The sequence below is a fragment of the Synechococcus sp. R55.8 genome, from assembly GCF_047461895.1.
In the GTDB taxonomy this organism is placed as follows: Bacteria; Cyanobacteriota; Cyanobacteriia; order Thermostichales; family Thermostichaceae; genus Thermostichus.
Map to the genome: position 1 here is coordinate 1 of NZ_JANSIB010000023.1, position 11930 is coordinate 11930.

At 58.8% G+C, this 11930-nt stretch carries 12 protein-coding genes; 6 read left to right on the plus strand and 6 right to left on the minus strand.

Going from position 1 to position 11930, the window contains the following annotated elements:
* Positions 1–249: 249 nt before the first annotated feature.
* Positions 250–366, minus strand: a complete 117-nt coding sequence (locus NW829_RS03855; RefSeq protein WP_011434021.1) for a photosystem II reaction center protein I — start codon at positions 364–366, stop codon at positions 250–252.
* Positions 367–752: 386 nt separating this feature from the next.
* Between NW829_RS03855 and NW829_RS03860 the strand changes: the two genes are divergently transcribed.
* Positions 753–1712 carry a lysophospholipase gene (locus NW829_RS03860; protein ID WP_414416471.1) on the plus strand — a complete coding sequence of 320 codons (960 nt, stop codon included), beginning with the start codon at positions 753–755 and terminating at the stop codon, positions 1710–1712.
* A gap of 25 nt (positions 1713–1737) precedes the next feature.
* Positions 1738–2724, plus strand: a complete 987-nt coding sequence (gene hemB / locus NW829_RS03865) for a porphobilinogen synthase (RefSeq protein WP_011434019.1) — start codon at positions 1738–1740, stop codon at positions 2722–2724.
* An 11-nt stretch (positions 2725–2735) separates the two neighbouring features.
* Here hemB and NW829_RS03870 read toward each other — a convergent pair whose 3' ends face one another.
* Positions 2736–3272 (minus strand): hypothetical protein, encoded by a 537-nt coding sequence (locus NW829_RS03870; RefSeq protein ID WP_238376986.1) that lies wholly within the window; start codon positions 3270–3272, stop codon positions 2736–2738.
* A 347-nt stretch (positions 3273–3619) separates the two neighbouring features.
* Between NW829_RS03870 and NW829_RS03875 the strand changes: the two genes are divergently transcribed.
* The gene (locus NW829_RS03875; RefSeq protein WP_414413460.1) at positions 3620–4540 is read left to right on the plus strand and encodes a TIGR01777 family oxidoreductase; all 921 of its coding nucleotides are present in this window, start codon (positions 3620–3622) and stop codon (positions 4538–4540) included.
* A gap of 16 nt (positions 4541–4556) precedes the next feature.
* Here the strand turns inward: NW829_RS03875 and secA are convergent, their stop codons facing one another.
* Positions 4557–7430: a preprotein translocase subunit SecA gene (gene secA, locus NW829_RS03880; protein WP_011434014.1), complete on the minus strand. Its 2874-nt coding sequence runs from the start codon at positions 7428–7430 to the stop codon at positions 4557–4559.
* Positions 7431–7658: 228 nt separating this feature from the next.
* Between secA and NW829_RS03885 the strand changes: the two genes are divergently transcribed.
* The 3 genes from NW829_RS03885 to purU are packed head-to-tail and all read left to right on the plus strand — an operon-like array spanning position 7659 to position 9152.
* Positions 7659–7982, plus strand: coding sequence for a TatA/E family twin arginine-targeting protein translocase (locus NW829_RS03885; protein ID WP_414416472.1), 324 nt, complete (start codon positions 7659–7661; stop codon positions 7980–7982).
* A 3-nt stretch (positions 7983–7985) separates the two neighbouring features.
* Entirely contained in the window at positions 7986–8246 is a 261-nt protein-coding gene (locus NW829_RS03890) for a hypothetical protein (RefSeq protein WP_414409269.1), read from the plus strand.
* A 57-nt stretch (positions 8247–8303) separates the two neighbouring features.
* A complete protein-coding gene (gene purU / locus NW829_RS03895; RefSeq protein ID WP_414416473.1) occupies positions 8304–9152 on the plus strand; it encodes a formyltetrahydrofolate deformylase in 849 nt (282 codons plus the stop codon).
* Here the strand turns inward: purU and NW829_RS03900 are convergent, their stop codons facing one another.
* Genes NW829_RS03900 through NW829_RS03910 form a run of 3 tightly spaced genes read right to left on the minus strand, consistent with a single transcriptional unit; the run spans position 9153 to position 11865 of the window.
* A complete protein-coding gene (locus NW829_RS03900) occupies positions 9153–9941 on the minus strand; it encodes an ABC transporter ATP-binding protein (RefSeq protein WP_414416474.1) in 789 nt (262 codons plus the stop codon). It lies immediately after the preceding gene.
* Positions 9942–9950: 9 nt separating this feature from the next.
* Complete coding sequence (locus NW829_RS03905) at positions 9951–10787, minus strand: ABC transporter permease (RefSeq protein WP_414343731.1); 837 nt, start codon at positions 10785–10787, stop codon at positions 9951–9953.
* Positions 10788–10833: 46 nt separating this feature from the next.
* A complete protein-coding gene (locus NW829_RS03910) occupies positions 10834–11865 on the minus strand; it encodes an ABC transporter substrate-binding protein (protein ID WP_414409266.1) in 1032 nt (343 codons plus the stop codon).
* Positions 11866–11930: the final 65 nt, after the last annotated feature.

Sequence of the window (11930 nt, forward strand, 5' to 3'; positions counted from 1 at the left end):
TCCCGACACTGACCCTACGGGTACAGTGCGGGGCTCCTGCGATTTCTAGCTGAATCTCGCTCACCGCTGCTGCAACCCATGACCAGCAGCAACTTTGTCGCTACCCCGCCAGCAGGAGCTCCCTGGGCATCCGTTCTCCCATAGCTAGGGCAACCAGCAAGGTTCGGCAAAAACAGGGCCAGAGGCATGCTCCCTCAAGCGATGAGCCAGTTATCACTGGAGTTCGCAAGCTGCCCAAGGCGGGATCCCCTACTCCAGGTCTCGACGGTTGGGGTTACGGGAGGGATCGTTGCTCAAAAAACCAAACACAAAAAGCCCCACAAAAAAGATGACAACCGCGTAAACAGAGATTTTCAGTAACAGCATAGTTTCAGCAACCCGTTTCCGACTGAATGAACCGATGAGGCGCTAAGGCAATGGTAAAGCAAGGGCGAACCACCCCAGAGAGGGGATCCCGTCAAACCTGAGACCCCGCAAAACTTCTTCACAACATCATACCTCTCAGAGGGCCTTTTTCCCGCAAATGGCCCCAGTCTCCCCCCGAGAGATCCTTTCATCCCATCCTCAGAAAAGGCTGCAAAGCCCGGCATGTTGGGGATCCCCGGCAAGAGCAGAGATTGTTAAGAAATATTTTGGACTGGAAACAAAGATTGCAACTCCTCAGCGGCAGCAACGCTCGCGGGCGACCGGGACATAGGAAGATAGGATTTGTGGCTTTGCCGGGTCTTGCCGGACGTGTGTTGGATTTGCCCATGCCTTTTGATCGGTTAGGTGACTTAGAGGCTCTGGATGGGCGGTCGGAAACTCAGCCGCAAACTGCGTCGGGGATCTATCGGCCTCAGGAGTTGCCGCTTTCCGATGGGATCCCGGCTTTTCTGCACCACTGGCCCCAGGGATCCCCTTGCGGACGGGTGTTGCTTTTGCACGGTAAAGGGGATCACGGCGGCGGGTTTTGCCCTTTGGCCGGCGAGTTGGCTGCTCAAGGGTGGGAGGTTTTGGCTCCCGACATGCGGGGATTTGGTCGCTCCGGCGGGATCCGCTGCTGGATCGACCGCTTCAGCCAATATCAAGCGGATCTGGAGAGGATCGCCCAGCAGGTCTGGCCGCAGAAAGGGATCCCGCAGATCTGGTGCGGGTACAGCGCGGGGGCCAACTGGGTTACGGAATATGCCCTCGCCCATCCCGACCAAGTGCAGGGCCTGGTTCTCATCTCTCCGGCTTTTCGCATCGACCACTATTTCACCCCTTTTACCCACGCCCTTCTGCAAGTTTTGGACAGGGTTATTCCCCAGTTGGCCTTGACCGGCCTCTACGAGCCGGCGCGGGTGACTTCCCTACCCGAGCAGCAAGCCGCCTTTGCGGCGGATCCCTACATGTGCGGTGTGACGCGGGCCAGATTTACAGCCGAACTGGTGCGCAGTGGACAGCGCTGCCTCGACCAAGCCCATCGGCTCCGCCTGCCGGTTTTGCTGCTTTACACCTCTGCCGATATCGTCGTCAATCCTGCCGGAGCTGTGGATTTTGCCCGTCGGCTGCCCCAGGGAGAAATCCACGATTTTCCCCAGTCCCGCCACGATCTTTTACACGACTGCCAAGCCGAAGCGGTAAAAGAGACCCTTCGCCGCTGGCTGGCTCGGCATTTTCCCTCTGCCCCCGATGTCGCCTCTCGCCGGACGACCAACTCAGCCCCTACCGACCTCATGGCAAAATAGAAACGCCCTCTTTCCCCCTGCTCTCATGAGCCAAGACCTGATCTACCGTCCCCGTCGGCTGCGGCGCACAGAGGCCTTCCGCCAGATGGTGCAGGAAACCCACCTGCGGGTGCAGGATCTGATCTATCCCCTGTTTGTCATGGAGGGGGAGAACCAGCGGCAGGAAGTGGAGTCGATGCCCGGCTGCTACCGCTACACCCTAGACCTGCTGCTAAAGGAGGTGGAAGAAGCTGCTCAATTGGGGATCCCGGCGGTGGCCCTGTTCCCGGTGGTGCCGGAAGAGAAAAAGGATCCCACCGGGCAGGAGTGCTTCAACCCAGAGGGCTTGATCCAGCGGGCGGTGCGGCGGATTAAACAGGAAATTCCCGAGATTTTGGTGGTAACCGATGTGGCCTTGGATCCTTACAACAGCGACGGCCACGACGGCATTGTGCGGGATGGGGTGATCCTCAACGACGAGACGGTGGAAGTTTTGGTCAAGCAAGCCCTCTCCCAAGCAGAGGCGGGAACCGACATTGTGGCCCCCTCGGACATGATGGACGGTCGCGTCGGCGCCATTCGGGAGGCCCTGGACGACCAAGGCTATACCGATGTGGCGATCCTGGCCTATTCTGCCAAATATGCCTCTGCCTTCTACGGCCCCTTCCGCGATGCCCTGGGATCCGCGCCCAAATCGGGAGACAAGAAAAGCTATCAAATGGATCCCGCCAATGCTCGGGAAGCCATCAAAGAGGTGGAGCTGGACGAGGCCGAGGGGGCGGACATGGTGATGGTGAAGCCGGCCCTGGCCTACCTGGACATCATCTACCGAGTTAAGGAATCGACGGATCTGCCCGTGGCTGCCTACAACGTCAGCGGCGAGTACGCCATGATCAAAGCCGCCGAACAAAAAGGCTGGATCGACGGCAAAAAAGTGATGTTGGAATCCCTACTGGCCATGAAGCGGGCTGGCGCCGATATCATCCTCACCTACTTTGCCAAAGAGGTGGCCCTGCTTCTCAAACAAGCCTAGGCAGAGGCAGCCTACGGCCTGGCAGACGGCTGGGTGGACTGCCCGATCCAGGAAGGGTGGGTGTTCTTCTCGTCGTCCGCCACCCAGGTACTGGGATCCACCAAACGCACCTGAATTTGATTGCGTGGCACCCGATTCAGCCGTTCCTTGATCAGGGCCTCCTGCTGCAAGGGATCCATACCTCGATCCACCCCCTCCTGCAGCCGAGAAATCCGAGTGGACAAGACCTCGATATGCCGCTCCAGAACCTGGAGCCGGTGGTGCTGAGCCAACTGCACCGGCAAGAGGCGATACAAACCACTGAGGGCAGCCGCCGTAAACAAGACATTCACCCCGATGTGACAGGCCATCTCCCAGACTTGAGGCTCGTGGCCAGGTTCTTGCCGTCCGCGCCGGCGGGAGCGCTGGACAGGGATCGTCCGCCGACCGGAAATTGGGAGAGAGGAGGGAAACCCTGCCCGAACCAGGGATCCCTGCCCTTGGGAGCGATGCACTCGTGGAGCAACAGAGATGTCCAGCCGCGGCCCAGCAACCTGCTCTGCACGCATAGACACGTGGCGAGCCGGGGTACGGGAAGAAGACTTGGGTGTCACGGGTGAAGGGAAGAAAATAGGGGGACGATGAACCACCTCTGCTGCCAAGAAGCGCAGCTAGGGCCTATTGAAGCCGATTTTTCCAGGTGTGTCAGGCTTTGCCGCAAAACATTTTTATTCTTGGGCTTTCTTGGGCTCTGCCACTTCGCCAAGCTCAGCAAACGGATGGCGGGATCCCAGGCAATGGCCAACGCGGGGCAGGAAACGCGCTAGGCTAGAGGTTCGAATAGCGGAAAGGCTCTGCACCGTTCAAAGGACAAGGGCGGCACAGGGCTTGTGCAGATGCAAGTCGGATCCACATCATGCGCATTGCCATCACGGGGGGGAGTGGTTTTATCGGGCGTCGCTTGGTGGCCCGTCTGCTGGAGCAAGGGGATCAGGTTTTGGTCTTGACCCGCCGCCTGGAGCAGGCCCGCCGCATTTTGGGGGAATCCCCCAACCTCAAGCTGCTGCCCTACGATCCCTACCAACCGCAAGCCTGGGCAGCCGCCCTGGAAGGGTACGAGGGGATTGTCAACTTGGCCGGAGAGCCTTTGGCTTCTTCTCGCTGGACAGAGACCAAGAAAAAAGAAATCCGTCGTAGCCGTGTGGAAACCACCCAGGCCCTTGTCCAAGCCCTCGCCTCCCTCAACCAAAAGCCCCAGGTGATGATCAGCAGCTCGGCGGTGGGTTACTACGGATCCCATCCGGCAGGAGAACCCTTAACAGAGACGGATCCCCCAGCCCAAGATTTTCTGGCAGGAGTCTGTCAGGCCTGGGAAGCTGCCGCCCGGCCGGTTGAGGAATTGGGGATCCGTTTGGCCATCCTGCGCACGGGGATTGTGTTGGGTCCGGATGGAGGAGCGCTGGGGCAGATGCTGGCCCCCTTTCAGTTCTTTATCGGCGGAACGATCGGCTCCGGCAAACAATGGCTGTCTTGGATCCACCGCGAGGATTGGGTGAGCTTGGTCTGCTTCCTGCTGGAGCAGGGATCCGGAGTGTTCAACGCCACCGCTCCCAACCCGGTGCAGATGGAAGAGTTTTGCCGAACCTTAGGCCAGGTCTTGGGTCGCCCCTCTTGGTTGCCTGTGCCGGAGCTGGCGTTGGAACTGCTGTTGGGCGAGGCAGCTCAAGTGGTTTTGACGGGGCAGAAAGTGATCCCGCAAGCGGCTTTGCAGATGGGCTTTACCTTCCAGTACCCACAACTGAAAGAGGCATTACGACAGATCCTCCTCCCCCGCTGACTTCTCTCTACGCCAATTATTCTTCCGTGAAATCGGCTTCCACCACCCCTGAAGCAGAGCTGGGATCAGGGCTGGCAGCCGCAGTGGGTGCCGGAGCCGGTCGCGATGCCTGGGGCACTTGCACAATTTGGGGAGTAAAGATGAATAGGTTGTACACCGTGTTGCGGCGGATGTTGTCCATCATCTCCAGGAACAGCTCGTAGCCCTCGTTCTTGTACTCGATCAGGGGATCCTTCTGACCGTAGCCTCGCAGGCCCACAGCTTCCCGCAGCGCCTCCATCTGCTGCAGGTGTTCCCGCCAGAGGGTGTCCACCTGTTGCAACAGGAAAAAGCGCTCTGCCTTGCGCATCAAACCGGGCTCAAAGGTATCCAGAAAAGCCTCTTTGGCCTCATAGGCCAGTTCTGCCTGCTTGATCAGGTAGTCCAAGATCTGCTCGTAGGAGAGATCCTGCAGGTCTTCAACCTTGAGGTTTTGCTTCAGGAGCGGCACAAACTCCTGCATCTTGGCGGTCAGCTTGTCAATTTCCCACTCTTCCGGGGGCAGCTCTGGGTTGACATGCGCTCGCACGATCTCGCCAACGGTTTTGCGCACATAGTCAAGGATCTTGGTCTTGAGGTTTTCCCCCTCCAAGATGCGCCGCCGCTCTGAGTAGATGGCCCGCCGCTGGTTGTTCATCACCTCGTCATACTCGAACACCTGCTTGCGCATGTCGAAGTAGTATACTTCCACTTTTCTCTGCGCATTCTCCAGGCTGCTGCTGAGCAGCGGGTGCTCGATGGGCATATCCTCCTCCACCCGGAACATGTCCATGAGCTTGGCTACCCGCTCGCCACCGAAAATCTTGAGCAGGTTGTCTTCCAAGCTGAGGAAAAACCGCGAGGAGCCGGGATCCCCTTGTCGCCCGGCGCGGCCCCGCAGCTGGTTGTCGATACGGCGGGATTCATGGCGCTCCGTACCGATCACATGCAGGCCCCCCAGCCTCACCACCTCTTCGTGCTCGGCCTCAGTAATTTTTTCGTACTCGGCTTTGATGCTGTTGTAAACCTCCCGCAGTTGCAAAATTAGCGGATCCTGCACCGGCGCTTTCTCGGAAGCTACTGCGATGAGATCCTCCACCACCAGCTCTGGCAGACGGTTCAGCCCATACTTGGTCACGGCTGCTGCCACCACTTCGTCTAAAGCTTGGTTGGTGCGGGCCGACAGCTCACAGGGGTAAAAATTGGGGGAGACCACCGTCCAGGATTTTTTCGGCTTGGGTGCTGTCCCACCAAATCCCTGGCCACCCCCCCGTCCCACCATCTGAACGGATCCCAAGGGGTTGTCGGCGTCCAATTGAGCCAGCTTGGGCATCAGCCGTTCCCGCAGCTTGAGGCGGGCCATGTACTCCGCATTGCCTCCCAAGATGATGTCCGTGCCTCGACCGGCCATGTTGGTAGCAATGGTTACAGCGCCTTTTCGCCCCGCCTGGGCAATGATCTCCGCCTCCCGCTCCACGTTTTCCGGCTTGGCGTTGAGGAGGTTGTGGGGGATCCCCATTTCCTTGAGCATGGCCGAGAGGCGTTCGGATTTTTCCACGCTGGTGGTGCCCACAAGGACGGGGCGCCCCTGGGCGTGCATGTGGGCAATTTCCTCGGCAACCGCTTGCCACTTGCCCCTTTCGGTCTTGTACACCAAGTCGGGGGCATCTTTGCGGCGGATGGGTCGGTTGGTGGGGATCACCGTAACTTCCAGGTTGTAGGTTTTGCCGAACTCGGCCTCCTCAGTGCGAGCCGTGCCCGTCATGCCGGAAAGCTTGGGATAGAGCAGAAAAAGGTTTTGGTAGGTGATGGTGGCCAGGGTTTGGCTCTCGCTTTGAATCGGCACCCCCTCTTTGGCCTCCACCGCCTGGTGCAGCCCATCAGACCAGCGGCGGCCGGGGAGCACCCGCCCGGTGAACTCGTCCACGATCACCACCTCTTGATTGCGGACGATGTAGTGGACATCCTTGATGAAGAGCTCTTTGGCCTTCACCGCGTTAAAGACAAAGTGCGCCCAGGGATCCTTGGGATCAAACAGGTCAGAGACCCCCAGCAACCGCTCGGCGGCTTCAAACCCCTCGTCGGTAAGGATGACGTTGCGGGCTTTTTCATCCACCTCATAGTGTTCATCTCGGATCAGCTCCCGCGCCACCTGGGCTGCCCGCAGGTATTTTTCGGAGGGGCGAGCCACCTGACCGGAGATGATCAGGGGAGTGCGGGCCTCGTCGATAAGGATTGAGTCCACCTCGTCGATGATGCAGTAGTTAAAGGGCCGTTGCATCACCTCCTTGATATCGGTGGCCATGTTGTCCCGCAGGTAGTCGAAGCCCAGCTCGCTGTTGGTGCAGTAGGTAATGTCGCAGTTGTAGCTGCGGCGCTTTTCTTCGGGTGACATGCCCTCTTGCACTAGACCGACCGTCAGGCCCAAGAAACGGTGCACCTGCCCCATCCACTCCGAGTCGCGCCGCGCCAAGTAGCCGTTGACGGTAACGATGTGAACCCCCTTCCCAGTCAGGCCGTTCAAGTAGGCAGGCAGGGTGGCGACCAGGGTTTTCCCCTCGCCGGTTTTCATTTCGGCAATCTGGCCTTCGTGCAGCACCATGCCGCCGATGAGCTGTACGTCGTAATGGCGCAAGTTCAAAACTCGCTTGGCGGCCTCCCGCACCACGGCAAACGCCTCCGGCAAGAGATCGTCCAGAGATTCTCCTCTGTCCAAGCGCTGGCGAAACTCTGTGGTCTTGGCCTTGAGCTCCGCATCCGAAAGAGAGGCGATCTCGATCTCCAGCGAGTTGATCAACTTGACGACAGGACGGTACTGCCGGATCTTCCGATCGTTAGGATCCCCGAGGAGCTTTTGTAGGGTTTGGAGCATGGGCAAGCCTAGGCCAATGAAGAACATTGATTAATGATGCGATCTTACCATTTTGACTTGGCCGGCCAGGGAGAGGTGGGCCCAGATGAGCTGAGAGGAGAACACCAAAGCCAACCAAAGCCATCAGAATGGATGAGGAGAGCCGGCAGTTACTTGCAGTCCGCGGCAAGAAAATGTCACTCTAGGGAGGCGAAGGGATCCCGACCAAACCGTACTCTGCCGAGGCTCATGAATTTTTTGGGTGTTGGACTGCCGGAAATGTTGGTCATCTTTGCGGTGGCTCTCTTGGTTTTTGGGCCCCGCAAACTGCCGGAGATTGGTCGCACGCTGGCCAAAACCCTGCGCAGCCTGCAGGATGCTTCCAGAGAGTTCGAGGCGCAACTGAACAAAGAGGCCCAAGAGCTGGAGAAAGCCACCCGCGGGACAACGGCTGCTGCCCCTCCCAAGGCTTCCCGAACAGCAGTCACCGAGTCAGTTGCCGATACGCCCCCCCCAGAGACGGATCCCGTCCCATCCGCAGCCGACGACGCTCAAACAGCAGACGCTGCCTAACCTATGGCCCGCTTCAACCCCCTTTGCTTCGGCCTGGAAATCACGCGCCTGTTCGAGCAAGGGCAGTCCTACTTTGCTCCTGCTAAGGTGGAGACCTGGCTGCGGCAGCATGGCCAAAACCCGTCTGACTATGAGATCTCGTTTCACCAGGAACTGCCCCCTGCCGGCTCTTCTGCGGCGATGTGGATTCGCATCGACCTAAAGCGTTGGGATGGCCAGCCGGTGGATCCCTGGCTATTGGAAGAGATCAACCGGGTAGATTGAGAATGGATTGCTCTTGGGGAGAGCCAGTCCCCACAAAGTTGAGGCTGTTGTCTACCGATGCCCAGTGCCACCCTGTTGGTATCTTGCCCTGATCAAAAAGGGCTGGTAGCCAAGCTCTCCAGCTTCATCTACAGCTACGGCGGCAACATCATTCACGCCGATCACCATACGGATCCCGAGGCAGGACTGTTCTTGAGCCGCATCGAGTGGGACTTGCAGGGCTTCCAACTGGAGCGAGGGGAAATTGTCCCCGCCTTTTCGGGTATTGCCCGTGGGATCCAAGCCAACTGGGAACTGCATTTTTCCGACACTCGCCGTCGCATTGCGTTGTGGGCCAGCAAGCAAAGCCACTGCCTTTTGGATCTGATCTGGCGGCAAAGGGCGGGAGAACTGCCCGCCGAGATCCCCTTGATCATCAGCAATCACCCCGAACTGGAATCGGTGGCCCGCTCCTTCGGTATCGATTACTACCACATCCCCGTTTCTCCAGAGGGCAAAGCCGCAGCCGAAGCCCGTCAGCTCGCTCTCCTGCAGGAATATCGAATTGACCTGGTGGTGTTGGCCAAGTACATGCAGGTCTTGAGTGGGTCGCTGCTCCGCCAAGCCCCGCCGGTCATCAACATTCACCATTCCACCCTGCCCGCCTTTGCCGGAGCCAACCCCTACCACCGCGCCCATCAACGGGGGGTGAAGATCATCGGCGCGACTGCCCACTATGCCACCGAAGATCTGGACGAAGGGCCGATCATCGAGCAAGACGTGGTGCGGGTCAGTCACCGCGATACCGTTGCCGACCTCGTCCGCAAAGGCCGCGACATGGAACGCCTAGTCCTGGCACGGGCAGTGCGGTATCACCTGGAGAATCGGGTGCTGGTGTACCACAACAAAACGGTGGTGTTTGCCTGATCAGCCCGCGGGCGCAGCGTCGCTCAACGGGATCCCTTTCTGGTTTCGTAGGAGAGCCAAGATCTCGTCCTTCACCTCTTGGAAGGAAGAAGTGCGCTTGAGACTGTAGTCGCGCCGACTGGGGAAATCAACCCGGAGCTCCCGTTTCACCCGCCCAGGATGGGACGTGAGTACATAGATGCGCTGGGCCAGAAAGACGGCCTCTTCCACATCGTGGGTAATCATCAAAATTGAGGTGCGCGTGCGCTGCCAGAGATCCAGCAAAAACTCCTGCATCGTCTCCTTGGTTTGCACGTCCAAAGCGCCAAAAGGCTCATCCATGAGCAAAATCTTCGGCTGGGCCGCCAGAGCTCGGGCAATGGCCACCCGCTGCTGCATACCGCCCGAAAGCTGCTTGGGCAGAGCCTTGGCAAAACGCTCCAGGCCGACGATCTCCAGAAAATAATCCACACGGGCTTCCCTTTCCTGCCGTTTTACCCCCTGCAATTTCAGGCCAAAGCCGACGTTCTCCGCCACGGTCATCCAGGGGTAGAGGGTGTAGGACTGGAACACGACTCCCCGATCCGCTCCCGGCCCAATCACCGGCTCCCCATCGACGCTGATGGATCCTCGGCTAGGCTGCTCCAACCCGGCAATCAGGCGCAGTAGGGTGGTTTTACCAGAGCCGGAAGCCCCCACCACACAGACAAACTCCCCCGACTCCACATGCAAATTCACCCCATCCAGAGCCAAGATAGGTCCACGACGGGTGGGGAAGGATTTGCTCAGGCCGACCACTTCCAAATGCACGACACCACCTCATAAAAAGGCCCAACGACAGGTCAAACGTACCAAGCGTCGCAGCAGCCAATCCAGCAGAAAGCCGATCAGCCCCAACACAATCAAGCACGCAAAAATCTCGTCGGTTCTAAAGAAGCGCTGGGCTAGCTGGATCCGCCTACCCAAACCCTCATTGGCGGCCACCAATTCTGCCACCACCACCAAGTTCCAAGAGGCAGCCATGTTGACGCGGAAGGTGTCGAGAATGTTCGGGGTGATGTATGGAGTGATCACCTGCAGCAACACCTGCCAGCGCCGCCCCCCCAAGGTGTAGGTGGCCTCGATCAGCTCTTTGGGAATGAACTTCACCGCATCCATGATCATCAGCATGTTGAAGAAAACGGTGCCGATGAAAATTAACCCGATCTTGGGGGCCTCATCCAAACCCAAGTAAATAATCAACAGCGGGGTGAAGGCAGGAGCGGGCATGTAGCGAAAGATGCCGCTAATCGGCTCGATCAAGGCGCGGATGCTGGCGAAGGTGCCCATGGCAATGCCGATGGGGGTCGCCACCACTGCTGCCAACAGAAAACCGCTGCTAACCCGACTGAAGCTGGCCAAGGTATCCTTCCACAGCAGGCCGTCTCGCCACAGGCGCAGCAGGGCCGCCCATACCGAAGGGGGAGAAGGCAAAAAACGCGGCGGTACCCACCCCGAGACCGATAGGCCCCACCACAAGCCGAAAGGCACCAGCACCGATAGCGCCGTCAGCAGCAAGGCCAAGGGGCGCGGGATCTCTTCGGCAATGCGCCAAAACACCGTCGGGGGCAGACTGGGGCGGGTGGGTGGAGGCGATTCAGCCGGAGCAGTCAGCATCGTACCTTACCTCACTGGTGGCCCATGAAGGGATCCCGGATATCTCTCACCGTCTAACACCCACCGACTCGGCATAGGCGCGAACGAAGCGGTCATCGAACAATGCCTCCAGATCCTTGGGCCCCTCCGAGATGAAGCCCACTCTCACCATGAAGTCCACCATTTGTCTGGCCGCATAGGGCATGTGCTGCATTCCCTCGCCGGGGCTGAAGGCTTTTAGGTTGTCTTCTATGGTGAAGAAACGAATGCCATCTTTGAACAGTTGCAGCTCCTCTGGGGTGACACCGGCACGTCTGGCCATGATTTCGTCGGCTCGCTGCGGGTTCTCCTCCATGAACTTCAGAATATCGAACCAGCTATTCACCAAAGCCTGCACCTGATCCGGCTGCTCGTCAATCAATTTTTGGCTGACCACCAACAAATCGGGAATGGCCCCTGGGAACTCCGCCGAAGAGAACAGCTCCTTACTTCCAGGGCGCTCCAGGGCTGTCAACCAAAAGGGCGGAAAGGCTCCCACCGCATCCACCTGACCGGCAGCAAAAGCAGCGGCGGCGGCTCCGGTTTCCAAGGGCACAATGATCACATCGTCGCGGGAAAATCCCTCCCGCTCCAGCCCCAGCGTCAGCAGAAAGTCACCCACCACGCCTTCTTCCACAGCCACCCGCTTACCCACTAGGTCGGCAATGGTGTTGATCCCTTCCCGGACGATGATCTTGTCGTTGCCTGCCGAGTTGTCGTTGACCAGCACCACCACCTGACCATTCACAGATTTCGGCGCGAAGGAGAGCGTATCGTTCAGGGTTTGGGTATTGGCATCCAGTTGTCCGGCGGCAAAGGCTTCCATCGACTCAATGTAGCCATCGAACCAGCGCAACTGCACGTTGGCCCCATTTTTCTTGAAAATGCCCTCTTCTTCTCCAATGGCCCACGGCCACCAACCTGCCCAATTGCTGTAGCCCATCTGAATGGGGGGTCGGGCCAGAGCGGGAGAGGAGCTTCCCAGCAAAAGGGTGGGCAACAACCCCAGCACCCAGGACAAAAACCGGCGGCGACGCGAGATCTGTGGAGAAGAAGTCATAAGCCTGGAAGTTCAAGTAACTGTGCAGCCAGCTTGAGAATGGCTGTTCGCTGGCCTGGATTCTA